This window comes from Pseudomonas sp. WMBT8, from assembly GCF_050916005.1.
Lineage (GTDB): Bacteria > Pseudomonadota > Gammaproteobacteria > Pseudomonadales > Pseudomonadaceae > Aquipseudomonas.
Genome location: NZ_CP188096.1, coordinates 2,906,824 through 2,924,489, shown reverse-complemented (window position 1 = coordinate 2,924,489; position 17,666 = coordinate 2,906,824). Strand labels below are relative to the sequence as shown.

Sequence of the window (17,666 nt, the reverse complement as noted above, 5' to 3'; positions counted from 1 at the left end):
GCGCCTCACATATGCGACAATGCGCGCCAAATTCCAACATGCACCCCATATTTTCTGCTCGGCGACTGGGCTTCACGCCTTGATGTCGCTGTTGACGCATGCCCGTTGGCCCGGGCTCCGAATGGGTCCCAGCCCAAATAAGCGCACCCCAAGCTATTGATAGGTAAAGTAATTGATCTCCACAGCTAACATCACCATGCAGTTCGGCGCCAAGCCGCTGTTTGAGAACGTCTCGGTCAAGTTCGGCGCCGGTAACCGTTATGGTTTGATCGGTGCCAACGGTTGCGGCAAGTCGACCTTCATGAAAATCCTCGGTGGCGACCTCGACCCGTCCGGCGGCCAGGTCATGCTGGAACCGAACGTGCGCCTGGGTAAGCTGCGCCAGGATCAGTTCGCCTACGAAGAATTCAACGTGATCGACACCGTGATCATGGGTCACGAAGAGCTGTGGAAGGTCAAGGCCGAGCGCGATCGCATCTACTCGCTGCCGGAAATGAGCGAAGAAGACGGCATGGCCGTGGCCGAGCTGGAAACCGAGTTCGCCGAAATGGACGGCTACACCGCCGAATCCCGTGCCGGTGAACTGCTGCTGGGCCTGGGTATCGGCATCGAGCAGCACTTCGGCCCGATGAGCGAAGTGTCCCCAGGCTGGAAGCTGCGCGTACTGCTGGCCCAGGCGCTGTTCTCGGATCCGGAAGTGCTGCTGCTCGACGAACCGACGAACCACCTGGACATCAACACCATCCGCTGGCTGGAAAACGTCCTGACCCAGCGTAACAGCCTGATGATCATCATCTCTCACGACCGTCACTTCCTGAACAGCGTGTGCACCCACATGGCTGACCTGGACTACGGCGAGCTGCGCCTGTTCCCGGGCAACTACGATGAGTACATGACCGTGGCCACCCAGTCCCGCGAGCAGTTGCTGTCGGACAACGCCAAGAAGAAAGCGCAGATCTCCGAACTGCAATCGTTCGTCAGCCGTTTCTCGGCCAACGCCTCGAAAGCCAAGCAGGCCACTTCCCGCGCCAAGGCGATCGACAAGATCCAGCTGGCCGAGGTCAAGCCTTCGAGCCGTGTGAGCCCGTTCATCCGCTTCGAGCAGACCAAGAAGCTGCATCGCCAGGCGGTCATCGTCGAGCGCATGGCCAAGGGCTTTGACGGCAAGACCCTGTTCAAGGACTTCAGCTTCCAGGTTGAAGCGGGCGAGCGCGTGGCGATCATCGGCCCGAACGGTATCGGCAAGACCACCCTGCTGCGCACCCTGGTCAACGAACTGACCCCGGACGCCGGCAGCGTGAAGTGGACCGACGCGGCTGAGCTGGGTTACTACGCCCAGGACCATGCCCACGACTTCGAAGACGACGTCACCTTGTTCGACTGGATGGGCCAGTGGGCCCAGGGCGAACAAGTGATCCGCGGCACCCTCGGCCGCATGCTGTTCTCCAACGACGAGATCCTCAAGTCGGTCAAGGTCATCTCCGGTGGTGAGCAAGGTCGCATGCTGTTCGGCAAGCTGATCCTGCAAAAGCCCAACGTGCTGGTCATGGATGAACCGACCAACCACTTGGACATGGAATCCATCGAGGCGCTGAACCTGGCGCTGGAGAACTACCCGGGCACGCTGATCTTCGTCAGCCACGACCGTGAGTTCGTATCGTCCCTGGCCACTCGCATCATCGAGCTGAGCCCAAGCGGCGTGATCGACTTCAGCGGCACCTATGACGACTACCTGCGTAGCCAGGGCGTGGTGTTTTAAGGGCAGCCAATAGCGGCTGGCTACACGCTGCAAGTAAAAGCCCCGTCAGCAGTGACGGGGCTTTTTGCATTTCCAGGCTCGACCAACGGAGCGTCCAGCCGATGATTGTTAGCCTGCTTCCTTTTCTCCCCAGCCCTTGCCATGATGCGCTCACCGCCCTACCGCGAATGAGCCTCCATGCCTGCCGCCCCCAGCTCCCTGTCGATCACCCTGCAGATCGTCTCCATCGTCTTCTATACCTTTATCGCGTTTATCTGCATCGGCCTGCCGATTGCGGTGATTCCCGGCTACGTCCATGAACAACTGGGCTTCAGTGCGGTAGTGGCGGGCATCACCATCGGTTCGCAGTACCTGGCCACCCTCCTCAGCCGGCCCATGGCCGGGCGCATGTCGGACAACGTCGGCACCAAGCGCGCGATTGTGCTCGGCTTGAGCGGCATCCTGCTCAGCGGCGTCTTGACCCTGCTCGCCACTGCGCTGCAAAGCCTGCCCAATCTAAGCCTGGGAATTCTGATTGTCGGCCGCGTGCTGCTGGGCGTGGCCCAGGGCCTGATCGGTGTCGGCACTATCAGTTGGTGCATGGGCCAGGTCGGCGCCGAACACACCGCCCGCTCGATCTCCTGGAACGGCATCGCGTCCTACGGCGCTATCGCCATTGGTGCGCCGCTGGGTGTGGTGATGGTTGCGCAATATGGCTACAACAGCCTCGGTATCGCGCTGGCGGTGCTGGCCGGGCTGGGCCTGGTGCTGATTCGCAAAAAGCCCTCGGTGCCGGTGGTGCGCGGCGAGCGCCTGCCGTTCTGGGCGGTGTTCGGGCGGATTGCGCCGTTTGGCGCCAGCCTGTGCCTGGCATCCATTGGCTACGGCACCCTGACCACCTTCATTACCCTGTTCTACCTGAGCCGCGGCTGGACCGGCGCCGCCTGGTGCCTGACGGTGTTTGGCATCTGCTTTATCCTCTCGCGCCTGCTGTTTATCTCCAGCATCAACCGCTTTGGCGGGTTTCGCGCAGCGATTGCCTGCATGACCCTGGAAACCCTCGGCCTGGCCCTGCTATGGCTCGCACCCTCTCCCGCCATCGCCCTGGTCGGCGCCGGCCTCACCGGCTTTGGCCTGTCCCTGGTGTACCCGGCATTGGGCGTCGAAGCTATCAAACAGGTGCCCAACAGCAGCCGGGGCGCGGGTCTGAGTGCCTATGCGGTGTTTTTTGACCTGGCGCTGGCGATTGCCGGGCCGTTGATGGGCGCGGTGGCGTTGAACCTGGGCTACTCGTGGATTTTCTTTGGCGCGGCGCTACTGTCCGTCACAGGCCTGGGCCTGACCCTGCTGCTGATGCGCCGGGCCTATTGATCGGCGGTCTGTAGGCCGGCCCGCGAGTGCTGGCCAAGGGTGCGCCCGAAAAAACGCCCGGCCTCGGAAATCAGGTCACGGTGAATGCCCTCGCGGTCCACCCCATCGGCATCCGTACACAGCGCCGGCATCAGCGCCAACTGCTCATCATCGCAAGGGGCCATGAAGATAAAGTGCCCGGCCCCGGCCAACAGCTTGAAATCCGGCGGCTGCGGCAGCTTGCGCGCCAGGGCGGCGGCGTTTTTATCCACGGCTACCAGCTTGTCACCGTCGCCGCTATACAGCAGCACCGGCACATGCACGTCGCCCAGGGTGTGCCGACCAAACATCAGGCTCAGCGGGGCCATGAGCATCAACGCATGGATCCGGGAGTCGGCCTGGGGTTGCAGGTCATCGCGGTCGACCACCAGCTCGCCCTTGGTCGTGCAAGCGTCACGGTCTTCGGGGCGTTCCATGCAATAGCGGCGCAAACGCTCGAAATCCGGCTTGGCCCCGGCCAGGATCAGCGCCGTCTCGCCGCCTGCCGAATAGCCGATCACGCCCACCTGGTCGACATTGACGAACGGCGACAGCATTGGGTCGCCCAAGGTGGCGCTAATCGCTGCCGAAATCTGGATCGGGCGGCCATACAGGTTGCTCAAGGTGCCCAGGCGGCTGTGGTCCTTGTAGTTGTCGCCAGGATGCAGCACCGCCACCACCACAAACCCCTTGCGCGCCAGCGACGTCGCCAAATCGTGCAAGGCCAGGGGCGTGCCGGTGTTGCCATGGGACAACATCAACAGCGGGAAGCGGCCAATGGCGACCTTGGCATCCTCGGTGGCGGCGACGCGATAGGCGCCCACCTGGCTGATATATTCGCGGCCGGTGGACGGATAAAAGGCGATGGCTTTCATCGGCTGCGAATCCAGCGGGTCGAGAAAGCTCATGCGGTGATAGCCCACGCTCCAATGGGGGTGCGGGGCCACGGCGGCGTGCACTGGAACGAGGCCGCCGAACAGGGAAACCAGCAAGACTGCACAAAGACGCATCATGGGGATGTCCACCTGTGCTGCGTGACGCCTGCGAGTGGGCGGTATGGCCCTGTGTTGCATAACCTGCGCCAGATTCGCCCACCCAAAACAAAAAACTCCGTAATCCGCTGGTTTTCAGGTCAGCAGAATACAGAGTTTAGGCGCCTCGAATCAGATTGATAGCGAGCCGCGGTGAAATCTCCTACGCAGCGACGAACAGTTGCTCGCTGATCTGCGCATTGGCGTCGTTCAGCGCCTTGCTGCGTGCTTCGTCACCATAGGCCAGGCCGTGGGCACGTACGAACTCAACGTCGGTAATGCCGAAGAAGCCCAGCAGCACCTTCAAGTAGTCCTCGTGCGCCACACCGGTCGGCTGGCCCACGTGCAGACCACCGGCGGTGGAGACCACGATGACTTTCTTGTTGCCGCACAGGCCTTGGGGGCCGGCTTCGGTGTAGCGGAACGTCTGGCCGGCAACAGCAATGCGGTCGATCCAGGCCTTGAGTTGGGTGGGGATGGTGAAGTTGTACATCGGCGCGGCGATGACCACCGCGTCGGCCGCCAGGAACTCGGCCAGGGTCGAGGCGCTCAGGTCGGCTTCGTGCTTCTGCACCGCATCACGCAGTTCGGCAGCGGTGCCCAGGGCGCCCAGGGTGATCCCGGAAAAATGGTTGATCCCTTCGCTGGCCAAGTCGCGGTAGGTGACTTCCACACCCGGCTCGGCCGCTTGCCAGGCCTTGACCACTTCGCGGCTCAACTGACGGGATACCGAGTTGTCGCCGAGGATGCTGGAATCGATATGCAAGAGTTTCATGTGGGATCTCCAAGTGAGGACCGCCACCGGGCGATCTGATGGAGAGAATCCTACAGATCAATCCAATAGCCGATTAGCCGGTTAAAATGCGATAGTTCGTCCCACTGACAGGACAATAGGCCCAACATGCAAGACCTCAATGACCTCTACTATTTCGCCAAGGTGGTGGAAGCCGGTGGCTTCGCGGCCGCTGGCCGGCTGCTGGGGATCCCCAAGTCGCGGCTGTCACGGCGCATTGCCGAACTGGAGGAACGCCTCGGCGCCCGCCTGTTGCAGCGCACCACCCGGCAACTGACCCTGACCGCCGTCGGCGAACGCTACCTGGGGCATTGCCAGGCGATGCTGCTGGAAGCGGAAATGGCCGACGAAGCCGTGGCCAACATGTCCAGCGAGCCCCGTGGCCGCCTGCGCGTCAGTTGCCCGGTGGGCCTGGCCCACGAAATCCTGCCGACGGTGGTGGCGCAATTTCTCGCAGCCCACCCGCTGGTGCAATTGGAGATGATGCTGATCAATCGCCGCGTCGACCTGGTAGCCGAGGGCGTGGACGTGGCCCTGCGCGTGCGCGAACTGGGGGACGAAGACCCGCTGCTGGTGACCCGCCGCCTGCGTCAGGCGCAGACGGCCATGGTCGCCAGCCCCGAGTTTGTGCGTGGCCATCAGATCAACACCCCGGCCGACCTCAAGCACCTGCCGGTATTGGGCGCCCTGGAAGCCGACCGCATGGTCCACCTGCGCATGCTCGACCCTGCCGGTAATGCCACCGACCTGGCCATGGAGGCACGCCTGGGCATCGACGACTTCCTGGTGCGCAAGGCCAGCGCCCTCGCCGGCCTGGGTTTCACCGTGCTGCCGATGATGTACTGCGAGCAGGAGTTGGAAACCGGCCAGCTGGTGCAATTGCTACCCGAATGGTCACTGCCTGGCGGCTGGCTGCAAGCGGTGTACCCGCACCGACGCGGCGTATCCCCAGCGGTGCGCGCCTGGATCGACTTTTTGGCCCACGCCTTCAACAATTGCGGAGATCGCCTGCTATGAACACCCGGATCATGACCGAAGACGACGTCGCCCAGTTCTGCCTGGGCCTGCCCGGTGCGCGCGAGGATTACAAATGGGGTGGAGTGCGGGTGTTCTCGATTGCCGGCAACAAGATGTTCGCGTTGCAGAACCTGCGGGGTGACTCCCTGGCGTTCAAGGTCGACAAGGAGCTGTTCCTCGGCCACGTGGACCGCCCGGGCATCCACCCGGCGCCGTACCTGGCACGCGCGCAGTGGATCATCATGCAACTGCCCTACCCGCTGGGCGGCGAGGAGTTGCGCGGTTTGCTGCAGCGCTCCCACCAGTTGGTGGTGAGCAAACTGCCCAAGCGTACGCAGATCGGCCTGAGGCTGGACGAGTAAGCCAGTCCAGGTCGTCTTGCACACAGCTTGATCATCGAGACATGCACATACCCCTGTGGGAGCGCAGCTTCGCTCCCAAGCCCCACACAGCTAGAAGACCGCCAGCAGCGTGCCACCCAGAAACAACTGATCGATCCAGAACACTTGGTGCAGCACCACGATCAACCAGAACACCACCTGATACGACACCTTGCGCGTCTTGTGGCGAAACACCTGCTGTGCGACCAACGCACCGGGCCAACCACCGGCCAGCTCCATCGCGTGCAGGATCTTTTCCGGGGTGCGCCAGCTGTCGCTCTGGGCCTTGCGCTTGTCGCTCCAGTACAAGCAAAACGTCACCACACTGACCAGCCCATAGGCCGCCAGCGGGATCAGCGACACCCCGCGATACGCCAGCAGTGCCGCGCCAAACAACGGCACGGCACACAACAGCACAAACACCAGGGCCTTGAAGCGCGGATGCTGGATGGTCATCACGCCTTGGCCGCCGCCCAGTCAATCCAGCCGAACTGCCAGGTGGCCAGGATCAGCAAGCCGAACGCAATGCGGTACCAGGCAAACACCGCGTAGCTGTGGCTGGCGATGAACTTGAGCAGACCGCGCACCGCAATCATTGCGAAGATGAACGAGACCACAAAGCCGAGGGCGAACACCGGCAGGTCCGCAGGCTGGAACAGCTCACGGTACTTGTAGCCCGAATACACCGCCGCGCCGACCATGGTTGGCATTGCCAGGAAGAACGAGAACTCGGTCGCCGTCTTGCGCGACAGGCCGAACAGCAGGCCGCCGATGATGGTCGAACCGGAACGCGACGTGCCCGGAATCATCGCCAGGCACTGGGCAAAGCCGACTTTCAAGGCGTCTTTCCAGGTGATGTCATCGACGGTTTCGGCATGGATGACATGCTCGCGGCGCTCGGCCCACAACATGATCACCCCACCGATCACCAGCGCAGTGGCCACGGTGATCGGGTTGAACAGGTATTCGTGGATCAGGTCGGCAAAAATCACCCCCAGCACCACCGCCGGCAGGAAGGCGATCAGCAGGTTGATGGTAAAGCGCTGGGCGTTGCGCTGGGTCGGCAGGCCGGTCACCACGTCAAGGATCTTGCGCCGGAACTCCCAGACCACCGCCAGGATGGCGCCCAGTTGAATGATGATGTTGAACGCCATGGCGCGTTCGCCACCGAAGTCGAGCAAATCGGCGACGATAATCTGGTGCCCGGTACTGGAGATCGGCAAGAACTCCGTCAGCCCTTCGACAATGCCAAGTATCAGTGCCTGAAAGGCGGTCCAAAGATCCATTATTCCCCCAAAAGGTCATGCGACGGCATGCCTCGTTGATATTTTCTAGGTGTTCACTAACGATGAGCACGCTGCAAGGCCGCGCGCAGGATCAAGGCTGAACTGCAAAAATTCTGTGAAAAATCAGGCAGCACTCAGGTTTTTTGATTCCGGGCCGAAAGCCTATCAGACAAGCCCGGATTTCGCTTCGCGTTATCACTGGCTGATCAACGCAGCACCGAAAATTATAAGAACGCGGAGTGACAAGACTATGAATAGTTTGCGCAATATGTCGATCAGCCGGCGCCTCTGGATGATCCTGATAGTCGCCGTGTTGATGTTGCTGACCCTGGGTTTGCTGATGCTCAAGCAGATCCACGACGACCTCTACCAGGCCAAGAGCCAGCAGACCCAGCATGTGGTACAGACCGCCAGCGGGATTCTGAATTTTTATCACAGCCTCGAAACCACCGGCGTACTGACCCGCGAAGCCGCGCAGAAGCAAGCCCTGAGCGTGGTGCGCGGGCTGCGCTATGACCAGGATGACTATTTCTGGATCAATGACCTGACGCCGGTGATGATCATGCACCCGGCCAACCCCAAGCTTGACGGCCAGAACCTCTCGGCCATCCGTGATCCGGACGGTTTTGCGGTGTTCAACGAATTCGTCACCCTGGCCAAGGCCAAGGGCGCCGGCATGGTCGATTACCGTTGGCCGAAACCTGGCGCGGCTGAGCCCGTGGCCAAGACCTCTTATATCCAGTTGTTCGAACCCTGGGGCTGGATCATCGGCTCCGGCGTCTATGTAGATGATGTGCAGGCACAGTTCCGTGGCCAGGTGTGGGAAGCCTCGCTGATCGGCCTGGGCATTGCGCTGATCATGGCCCTGCTGGTGGTGCTGATTGCCCGCAGCATCGTGCGCCCGCTGCAAGAAGCGGTGCATGCCATGGCCAACATCGCCAGCGGTGAAAGCGACCTGACCCGCAGCCTTGACACCCATGGCCAGGACGAGGTCACGCAACTGTCGCGGCACTTCAACACCTTCACTGCCAAGCTGCGCCAGGTGGTCAGCCAGTTGCAGGTGTGCGCCAATGCCCTGGGCCAGTCGTCCGCCGAACTGGGCAGCAACGCCAGCCAGGCCCATGACCGCAGCCAGCAGCAGTCCCAGCAGATGGAGTTGGTGGCCACCGCTATTAACGAAGTGACTTACGGCGTGCAGGACGTGGCCAAGAATGCCGAACACGCCGCCAGCGAAATGCGCGATGCCCAGACCCAGGCCGAACAGGGCCAGGTCAATATCGACGGCAGCCTGCAACAGATCGACGCGCTGTCCGGCACCATCAGCCAGGCGGTGGAAGTGATCCGCACCCTGTCCACCGAAAGCACGCAGATTGGCGGGGTGCTGGAGGTGATTCGCTCGATTGCCGACCAGACCAACCTGCTGGCCCTCAACGCCGCCATCGAAGCCGCCCGCGCTGGCGAACAGGGCCGTGGTTTTGCCGTGGTTGCCGATGAGGTGCGCCTGCTGGCCCAGCGTACGCAAAAGTCCACCGCCGAAATCCAGAGCATGATCGAACGCCTGCAAGGGCATTCCGAAGCGGCAGTCAAGGTGATCAGCGACAGCCACCAGGCCTCGCAATTGACCATCGAACAAGCCGGCCAGGCGGGCGCCAGCCTGAATGCCATCGGCCAGGCCCTGCGCAACCTCAACGGCCTCAACGCCTCGATTGCCAGCGCAACCCTGCAACAGGCCCATGTGGTGGAAGACATCAACCAGAACGTGACCCAGGCTGCCGGCCTGTCCCACAGCACTGCGCTGGCAGCCCAGCAGTCGAGTGTGGCCAGCGTGCACCTGAAGGACTTGAGCGAAGAGCTCAACGGCCTGCTGCGCCAGTTCAAGGTCTAACGCCCACTGTGTAGGGGCTGGCTTGCCAGCGCCTACAGGGGTTCTGCATTTGCCTGGGAGGTTGGGTACAATCGCCCTCCTCTTCGACTCTTCCAAGGAATCCCATGTCCGGGCTTGAACTGTTTGCCGCCGCGCTGGGGGTGATTGCCGTCTGGCTGACGGTCAAGCAGAACCCATGGTGCTGGCCGATCGGCCTGGTCATGGTGCTGCTGTACACCTGGGTGTTCTTCGAAGTGAAGCTGTATTCGGACATGCTGCTGCAAGTGGTCTACGCCGGCCTGCAAGTCTACGGTTGGTGGCAGTGGACCCGCGCCGGCGAGGTCAAGCAAGGGCGCCAGGTCACCCGTCTTGGCGGCCAGGCCATCCTCCTGAGCCTGACCATTGGCGCCGTGGGCAGCCTGTTGCTGGGCGCCGCCATGGCCCACTGGACCGATGCCGCGCAACCGTGGCTGGATGCCGCCCTGACCGGTTTCAGCCTGGTGGCGCAGATGTGGATGGCGCAAAAACGCGTGCAATGTTGGGCGCTGTGGATTGTGGTCGATGTGATTTTTGTCGGCCTGTTTGTCTACAAAGGGCTGTACCTGACAGCCGCGCTCTACGCCTTGTTCACCGTGATTGCCGTGCAAGGCTGGCGCGAATGGCGCGCCGACCCGGCGTTGCGCACATGAAGGTGCTGGTGATGGCAGGCCCCGAGTCCAGCGGTAAGAGCTGGCTGGCCGAGCAGCTGCAAGCGCATTTCGGCGCGGTGCTGGTGGGCGAATATGTGCGCTATTTCATCGACCATTACCAGCGTGACACGACCCTGGCCGACATCCCGGACATCGCCCGTGGCCAACTGGCCTGGGAAGATGCCGGCCGCGCCCGGCAGCCGCAACTGTTGATCCTCGACACCCACTTGCTGACCAACAAGCTCTGGAGCCTGACCCTGTTTGGCGATGCCCCGGCATGGCTCGATGAGGCGCTGCTGGCCCGCCACTACGACCTGCACCTGCTGCTGTCGCCCGAAGGCATTGGCTGGACCGCCGATGGCCAGCGCTGCCAGCCAGACCTGGCAGACCGCCAGGCCTTCTTCCAGGCCAGCCGCGACTGGCTGGAGCAGCATCACCAGCCCTTCAAGGTGATTGGCGGGGATTGGCAGGCGCGGCATGACCAGGCCTTTGCCGCCGTGACGCGCCTGCTCGCCGACTAAATCCCCTACTCGTGGATCACCTGCCGTTGATACTGCGGATCAGCCTTGATCTGCTGCTCGGTAAACGGCAACGGGCTGAGCTTTTTCGCGGAGAACGCCTGGGTCTGATCCTTGAAGTGGGGCGACGCCGGATCGCTGGATAGCGAGAACGCCAACACGCCTTCGGCCTTGGGCCCCTGGTCGTCGAAAGTGACAATCTGCAAGTAACTGCTGCCGCTGACCACCTCGCGCTTGCCATCTGCCCTCGGCACGCTTTGCATGGCGTTGTAGATGCCCAGCTCCTGCGGCCCACCATGCATCGGCGTGCTGCCCGAGACCTGGATATCGCCCCAGCGCGCGCCCTCCTGCAAGCCCGACTCGCTCACTTGGGCGATTGACGCCAGCATCGCCTCACGCAATGCCTTGGTCACCTGCGGCTGTTCGATGAGCAAGCCGCGTGGGGTGGTTTGCGCGTGATCCGGGTCGAACGCAACGCGCCACACATCCGGCACTTGCTGCATGTGCTCCATGACCTGGATGAAATGCACCAGGCCCAGGCCGCTGTCGAGGTTGGCTTTCTGGTCCCAGTCCTTGAGGCGGGTGCACAGGGGTTTCAGGGTTTCATCCGTCTGTTGCGCGCAGAACTTGAGCAAATCCGGCATCACCTGGCCGGCCAGGTACACCTGGTTGTCCAGCACCATATGTTGCAGGTCAGCGATGGTGATCGGCTGTTTGCCCAGGTCCTGCAAGCGCTGCAAGGCAAAACGCGAACGGGCGCCCAGGGCTATGTGATCCTGGCTGATCACCGGCGAGAAGCCGGCCAGCGGCGCCTTGGGGTTGGCCATCCAGGCCGAATCATTGGAGTGCTGTACGTAATCCCGGCGTTCCAGCTGCGGCAGTTGATCAGCGGCGAAGATCCCCGGCTGCGCCGCGCGCGGGTCGATATCCCAGGCGCAGGCACTGTGGGCACCGTCGAGCATGATCATCTGCAGGCCGGCACGCGGGTCGCTGCATTGCTCGAGTTTTTTTGCACTGACGTTCGGCACCACCGACAGGTTCATGTACAGGCTCTGCCCCTGATCGTCCGCTGCCAGGGTGTTGACCCAGGGAATGCCTTGCAGGCGGTGTACCGAGGCTTGCAAGTCCTTGAGGCTGCGGGCCTGGTTCATCGCGTACCACTGCTGCAGTACGCGGTCATTACCGAGGTTGGCATCACGCAGGCTGAAAGCGTATTGCCCGTTCCAGTCGAGCTTGCCCGGCCATTGCACCACCGGCCCGAACTGCGAACTGTAGACCGTCTGGGTGTGGGGCTCGGCGCCCTTGACCTGCACGGTCACCTGGGTTTTCTGCAGGGGGATCGACTTGCCGTCAAACAAGTAGCGGGTCGGGTCCTTCGGGTCCAGGGTCAGGCGATACAGGGTGAAATGTTTGGATGTGTCCACCGTATGGGTCCAGGCCACATGCTGGTTGAAGCCGATATTGACCACCGGCAGGCCCGGCAAGGCGGCGCCCATTACATCCAACTGGCCAGGGATGGTCAGGTGCATCTGATAAAAGCGCATGCCGCCGATCCATGGAAAGTGCGGATTGGCCAATAACATGCCGCGCCCATTGAACGAGCGCTCGCTGCCCACCGCCACGGCGTTGCTGCCGCGATCCAGGGCAAAACGCTGCTGCTTCAAGGTGGCGACCTCAAACGCTCGCACATTGCCCTGCACCGCCACGCCTGGCTGGGGCGGTGTCGCCCCCGCCAAGGCCTCGGCAAATTGCCCCACCCCACCTTCCACCAACAACCTGCGGGTCAGCTTGACCAGGTCATTGGTAGTGATTGGCCGCACCCAGGCGCCCTGGCACTGCATCGGCCGGTCCTTTGTCCCGCGTTCTTGCAGGTAACGGTTGTACCCCGCCACATAACCTGCAAGACGCTGCTGCATCTGCGGGGTCTGAGCCTTCCAGAATGCCGTCACTGCTTCGGGCGTATTGAGCCAAGTAAAAAACACATCGCTGGTCAGGTTGTTGCGCTCTTCCAGGGTCGCCTGCTCGGCACCAAAGTAGCGAGCGCGCTGGCCATTGACCGTCACCACTTCGTTGGCCAACAGGCACAGGTTGTCCTGCGCGTAGGCATAGCCGATGCCATACCCCAGGCCTCGCTCATCGTTGGCGCGGATATGCGGGATACCAAACCCGGTGCGGCGGATATCGGCGCTCAGCGCACCCGCCTGCACGTCGCTCACCTGGCGGGCCGTCGCACACAGGCTCACCCCCAGCAACACACCCGCCACGCAAACCCTGGACAACCCGTTGGAAATAATCACGCAGACCCCATCATCAAGCCAAATTGAACGCCCAAGGCGGGGCCGACTCGCCAATGCCAGCCCATGGATAGAGACGTAGAAATCCGCAGAAATTTAGGCCGCGCGCGGCTTATTTACCGGCGCCAGGAATGTGACAGACGTGATACTGACAAAATTTATACAGGTTGGACTTCATGATTTGCGCGACTCATACGTCTTATTAACTAAGAGCACCATCATTTTCCTGATCAGGCTCTGATAAGGAGTTTTTGCATGTACAACCCGCAACTGCCCACGGACGGACATTTTATGGCACACGACGCCGCTTTCGGCGCGGATACCCAAGCCTTCGCCAAGGCAACCGAGCATCAAGGCAACCAACGCATCCGGCATCTGCTCAAGTGTTTTGGGTTGCGCACCAGCCTGATCCGGCTGAAAGTCATCGACGCCCTGCTCACGGCAGCCGACAACGGCCGCTCGCTGGGGGTACGGGGCGTGCACAGCCATTTGCTGGAACTGGGCATCCCGTTATCGTTTCTCAGTGTGCGCGAGGTGCTCAAGCGCCTGTGCAGCGAGGGCTTGATCACCCTCAACAGCGATAAAAGCTACAGCCTCCATGAAGAGGCTGTGAAGGTCCTGGATTCCGGTGCCTGACTTACAGGTTGGGCTTGACCTTGCGGCGCATGATGCCGTTGATCACCACCACAATCACTGCCACGGCAATGGCGATGTACTGGAACGTCTTCTCACTGATGGCGCCGATGTTCTGCAAATAGGACAGGCCAAACATCGTGCCGAGGACGACCAGGGAAATTAGAATCGAGTAAATCAAGCGTTGCTTCTGGGTCATGACGGGTTCCTGAAACCTGAAAGTTGTATCCACTGTTTATCGCAAGCCATGCCAAGGGCATACCCTATTTCGGGGATGACTCAGGGTGGGCGTGAATTCATGTTACAGGCGATCAGCCACTTTGGCTTGTCTTGCACCCGATCACCTGGCAGTTATCTCTGTTGACAATTCACCGTGGGATAAATCGGACCAGCTTCGCCACTTAGCCTGGGAAAACTGAAGGCCTGAATGCTTTCAGAAGTGTCGTCCCACACAGGTGAACCGCGATGCCCCCAATTGCAGTAATACCTTTCACTCCAGGTTTTGCGACAAACGGAATATCCCCTTCCCCCAGGGCGCTCCAGGCAGCGGTTGAGCCATCAACCGTCGTGCACAACACGCCACCTACCCAGGCAGAAACCCGCAGCCCCGACCTGAAGCGGGCCCTTGGGGACCAGCGTAACTGGCAATCCCTGACGCAGCTTCTTGACCAGGCGGCCCAAGGCCTGGCACCCGAAGCCGACGCGCAAGCCGTGGCGTCAGCGTTGGCCGGGGTGACGTTTACCCCTGACGTCGACTCTTCGTATGTTCAGCAACAACCTTCCCGGGATACAACCACCGTCGACCTTGAACGGTTCTTGATAAAGAGCGACGTCAGACTGCCGCGTACCCGAACCGAATTGTCGGACCTGGCTAAAGCTATGGCAATTCAGGCGTTGCAGCCGCCATACGGCAATTACGGTGGTGGACTGTCCTGGCCTTTACCCCTGAGCGTTTCGCAACAGCAGTCTGTCCTTACGCTCTTCACGACCAACTCGGCAGGCTTATCAGACCTCCCCTTGATAGACCATCGCGCCGGGCCGCTGGGTTATCTTGCCGACGCCGTGCCGTTGTCCGGGGCCGAACTCCAGGACCCCGGCCAGGCGCTGGAAAAACTTATCCAGTCACCCCGCGGGCAAGCGCTGGGGCAGGCAATCCAAACTCATCTTAACGGTGTCCAGACACCAAGCAGCACCCGCGACTACGTGTTGACAGCAATCAACCTGGGGCTCGATTCAGAATCCATCAGCCACCCCCAGAGAAATACAGTCGCAGGCTTTGACCTCGCCCAGGAGCAACATTGGGGCAAGTCGCCCTCCTCTATTGTCAACGCCCTGCGCAACCATCTGGTCACGACCGGCAAGGCCACCATGGCGACCGCTCAACTGGGAGCGCATCTGTTGCTGGCGCGTCTTGCACCTCAGTTCCTGGTCAAGGATATCCCTGACAAAGTGACCTATGGCAGCCAGTCCTGGGCCAGCTTTCACCTGGCGGTGGCAAAGATAGAAGCCAGCACACCAGGCGTTACGCCACAGATGAGTTACGCCCAGGTCATGAGCATCGCCGATGCCAGCGATGCATCTGTTTACGATGCAACCCAAACGGCTGTGTTAATTGACTGGGCGGTTGCCAACGGCGTTCTCGATAAAAAAGATGACAGCCTTTACAGCAGCGCTGAAATCGAACGCGCCCGCAGCGACTTCAACCAGCAACTGGATGAGCGGGCAACTGCTTCGAGCCAGCTGCGCACGCCAATACCCGACCTGAAGCAAATCGCGCTGGCCAAACTTGAGCAACAATTTGGCAAAGGCATTCCCTTCGAAGAAAAATGCATCAAGGCTGATTATTACTTTCGCAGCGCCAAGATTCATCAGGGCACCTACTCGATGCTGGACATCGCGATGATGGACCATCACGACGTTCCCAAATGGAAAACGACGGACAGTCGTATCCCGATCGACAGCCTTAACGCGCGCGAGAAAGTCAACGTATTCGACAGTTTCAAAACAGCATTCGACGACACTATCAGAATACAAAAACAAGGCATTAAAACCGCGATAAAACACATGATTGCCCAGTTACCGTTAGCCGATCGTAAAAACCTTGAGTCGGGGGAGATCCACTTCTATCAAGAAAGGACGTATACCATCGCGACGGATTTTTTTTCGCCGCCCGCCCTCACTTCAAAAAGCAAAAAAATGCTGATCAAAGTCGGACGCGATAACCCTCCAATCGTGTATGAAGTTGATCTGGCAAAAGGTGCTATCGCCCGGGGAAAACTGTCGCTGACAGAGTTCCGTAACGCCAACAGGCTCCATAGAACAGAGGAGTTCAACATCGGCAATGCCGAACGCCCAGCGCGGTTGGACGCAACTCCCGGCAGTGCGTTGCCGCCACAGAGTTTTTCCAGCGTCAGGACGCAGGATATCGCCGATGCGTTTGTCGAGGCCTTTGACCTGGATAACGCAGACGTGCTCAAACAGGCGCGGGGGGTCACCACCTTTGACGAGGAGCAAGCCTCGCGAGACAAGGTCAATGAATTGCTGTTGAACCTGATTCCGCTGAGATCGGCCATTGTCAACTTTCAACAGGGCAACTACGCCGACGGCGTGATGGATTTGGGGCTGGACCTGCTGGGTTTTCTGACCGCAGGCGCGGCAACGTCTGCCAGGGCAGGGAAAGTGGTATCGACGGCAACGTCCAGCACGGCCAAGGCACTGGGACTGGCAAGAGCGATTGGCGTCAGCGCTATCGAGGCCCTGAACCCTCTGAGCGGCGTAGGAGACTTGCTGATGGGCACAGCGCGACTCGCCAAAACGGGCGCCAAGGGAGCAGCCCATAAGATACAAGCGCTGCGGGGCAGCGCAGACAGCTATGACTTGGTGGCCGCCAGCCAAAAATACGACGCTGCAGCAACAGGCACATTCAAGTACGCCGACCAATCCGGCGACACGCTCGCGGTGCAGCAACAGGGCAAATGGTACGCCTACGATGACGGTACCCAACAGGCCTATGGCAGCCCTCTTGAAGATTTCACCCCCTTGAACACGTTGATGCCAGTCAATCGTGATTGGCTCACCCTGCATCATCCACACTCTCGGCGCTACAACCCGCTGCAACGAATCTGGCGCAAGGTCTACCCAGCAGCCCCACCGCCGCCGCCAAAAGCACTACCCACTGGGGATTACGCACTCAGCATGAAGGGAAAATGGCAGGGTGAGCACTTCTCAAGCCAAAATGCGTTAGTCGATACCGCGTTGAAATTTGAGACCGATATGCATGCCTACTTCAACTCGGCAAATGCAGGCAACATCCCACCACGGCCCGCGATCCCATCTATCCCCACCCCCGTTCCAGCATCAGAGGTAATCACCAAAGGATTACAGGCATCCGATGGCCTGGTGTTTGGAGAGAACCATGGAGAAAGGGCCAGCTTCCAACTCCTCTACGACAACATGGATTTATTCGTTCGACAAAAAGTAAAAAGGGTCTATATCGAAGGCGTGGCGGATTACCCTTCAGGCATCAGGGACGACGGTATTGGCTGGCTTGGGGATACAAACCAGAAACGCACCCAACCGAACTTTGAAGAACTTAAACGCAAGTTCGAAGAAAATGGCATAGAGGTGCTTCCTCTGGACCATGTCTATTTAACACAACGATATAACCCAACACTCTCCACAAAAGAATACAGCGTTGCTGATGCCAAGGAGCGGCTCGAACGATTCAACTATTACGCCGCACAAACCATCAAGGCAACCAGCGGCGGTGAGAAGTGGATCGCCTTGGTCGGCCGGTTCCATACAAATACCCAGTTGGGGGTGCCCGGCATGGCTGAATTGACTGGAGGCCTGAGCATCGGCATTTTTCCAAAAAAAATGACCGGTCCCAGCGATGGATTGACCAATACGTTTGTTGTGCCACCGGGCCACGTACCGGGTCCGACGACTCCGATGGGGGACCTGACAATCTCGTTTCAGGTCAGGCACCCCCAGCCTTGATCAGCATATAGATATGAAACACAGGTCCTACGTCG

Annotated in this window: 15 protein-coding genes; 9 read left to right on the top strand and 6 right to left on the bottom strand. The window is 60.5% G+C overall.

The window, feature by feature from the left end; all coding sequences use genetic code 11:
* Positions 1–172: 172 nt before the first annotated feature.
* Positions 173–1,759, top strand: a complete 1,587-nt coding sequence (locus tag ACO77H_RS13745) for an ABC-F family ATPase (protein WP_082445592.1) — start codon at positions 173–175, stop codon at positions 1,757–1,759.
* Positions 1,760–1,936: 177 nt separating this feature from the next.
* A complete protein-coding gene (locus ACO77H_RS13740; RefSeq protein ID WP_170041489.1) occupies positions 1,937–3,109 on the top strand; it encodes an MFS transporter in 1,173 nt (390 codons plus the stop codon).
* Here ACO77H_RS13740 and ACO77H_RS13735 read toward each other — a convergent pair.
* Both ACO77H_RS13735 and ACO77H_RS13730 read right to left on the bottom strand, forming a co-directional pair.
* Positions 3,103–4,140 carry an alpha/beta hydrolase family protein gene (locus ACO77H_RS13735; protein ID WP_432755692.1) on the bottom strand — a complete coding sequence of 346 codons (1,038 nt, stop codon included), beginning with the start codon at positions 4,138–4,140 and terminating at the stop codon, positions 3,103–3,105. The two genes, ACO77H_RS13740 and ACO77H_RS13735, sit on opposite strands and share 7 nt — an antisense overlap.
* A gap of 181 nt (positions 4,141–4,321) precedes the next feature.
* Positions 4,322–4,933, bottom strand: coding sequence for an FMN-dependent NADH-azoreductase (locus ACO77H_RS13730; protein ID WP_169952460.1), 612 nt, complete (start codon positions 4,931–4,933; stop codon positions 4,322–4,324).
* A gap of 126 nt (positions 4,934–5,059) precedes the next feature.
* On the opposite strand from ACO77H_RS13730, the gene ACO77H_RS13725 reads away from it, so the two are divergent.
* Both ACO77H_RS13725 and ACO77H_RS13720 read left to right on the top strand, forming a co-directional pair.
* On the top strand, positions 5,060–5,968 hold the full coding sequence (locus ACO77H_RS13725; RefSeq protein ID WP_170041490.1) for a LysR substrate-binding domain-containing protein: 909 nt from the start codon (positions 5,060–5,062) through the stop codon (positions 5,966–5,968).
* 11 nt (positions 5,969–5,979) lie between these two features.
* On the top strand, positions 5,980–6,330 hold the full coding sequence (locus ACO77H_RS13720) for an MmcQ/YjbR family DNA-binding protein (protein ID WP_057440098.1): 351 nt from the start codon (positions 5,980–5,982) through the stop codon (positions 6,328–6,330).
* Between the two features lie 90 nt (positions 6,331–6,420).
* On the opposite strand, the gene ACO77H_RS13715 is transcribed toward ACO77H_RS13720, so the two are convergent.
* Together ACO77H_RS13715 and ACO77H_RS13710 are read right to left on the bottom strand one after the other, a co-directional pair.
* Complete coding sequence (locus tag ACO77H_RS13715; protein WP_169952859.1) at positions 6,421–6,804, bottom strand: DUF1294 domain-containing protein; 384 nt, start codon at positions 6,802–6,804, stop codon at positions 6,421–6,423.
* Positions 6,804–7,634 carry an undecaprenyl-diphosphate phosphatase gene (locus ACO77H_RS13710; RefSeq protein ID WP_169952464.1) on the bottom strand — a complete coding sequence of 277 codons (831 nt, stop codon included), beginning with the start codon at positions 7,632–7,634 and terminating at the stop codon, positions 6,804–6,806. The genes ACO77H_RS13715 and ACO77H_RS13710 overlap by 1 nt, the downstream gene beginning before the upstream one ends.
* Before the next feature lie 250 nt (positions 7,635–7,884).
* On the opposite strand from ACO77H_RS13710, the gene ACO77H_RS13705 reads away from it, so the two are divergent.
* From ACO77H_RS13705 to ACO77H_RS13695, 3 genes are all read left to right on the top strand, one after another.
* On the top strand, positions 7,885–9,519 hold the full coding sequence (locus tag ACO77H_RS13705; protein WP_170041491.1) for a methyl-accepting chemotaxis protein: 1,635 nt from the start codon (positions 7,885–7,887) through the stop codon (positions 9,517–9,519).
* Between the two features lie 104 nt (positions 9,520–9,623).
* Positions 9,624–10,187, top strand: coding sequence for a nicotinamide riboside transporter PnuC (pnuC, locus tag ACO77H_RS13700; RefSeq protein WP_169952469.1), 564 nt, complete (start codon positions 9,624–9,626; stop codon positions 10,185–10,187).
* A complete protein-coding gene (locus ACO77H_RS13695; protein ID WP_170041626.1) occupies positions 10,184–10,708 on the top strand; it encodes an AAA family ATPase in 525 nt (174 codons plus the stop codon). The genes pnuC and ACO77H_RS13695 overlap by 4 nt, the downstream gene beginning before the upstream one ends.
* 5 nt (positions 10,709–10,713) lie before the next feature.
* On the opposite strand, the gene ACO77H_RS13690 is transcribed toward ACO77H_RS13695, so the two are convergent.
* Positions 10,714–13,002 (bottom strand): acylase, encoded by a 2,289-nt coding sequence (locus ACO77H_RS13690; RefSeq protein ID WP_432755691.1) that lies wholly within the window; start codon positions 13,000–13,002, stop codon positions 10,714–10,716.
* Positions 13,003–13,254: 252 nt separating this feature from the next.
* Between ACO77H_RS13690 and ACO77H_RS13685 the strand changes: the two genes are divergently transcribed.
* Positions 13,255–13,635 (top strand): fe2+ zn2+ uptake regulation protein, encoded by a 381-nt coding sequence (locus ACO77H_RS13685; RefSeq protein ID WP_169952473.1) that lies wholly within the window; start codon positions 13,255–13,257, stop codon positions 13,633–13,635.
* Between the two features lies 1 nt (position 13,636).
* Here the strand turns inward: ACO77H_RS13685 and ACO77H_RS13680 are convergent, their stop codons facing one another.
* Positions 13,637–13,831 carry a hypothetical protein gene (locus ACO77H_RS13680; protein WP_057440092.1) on the bottom strand — a complete coding sequence of 65 codons (195 nt, stop codon included), beginning with the start codon at positions 13,829–13,831 and terminating at the stop codon, positions 13,637–13,639.
* Positions 13,832–14,097: 266 nt separating this feature from the next.
* Between ACO77H_RS13680 and ACO77H_RS13675 the strand changes: the two genes are divergently transcribed.
* Positions 14,098–17,631 (top strand): membrane-targeted effector domain-containing toxin, encoded by a 3,534-nt coding sequence (locus tag ACO77H_RS13675; RefSeq protein WP_432755690.1) that lies wholly within the window; start codon positions 14,098–14,100, stop codon positions 17,629–17,631.
* Positions 17,632–17,666: the final 35 nt, after the last annotated feature.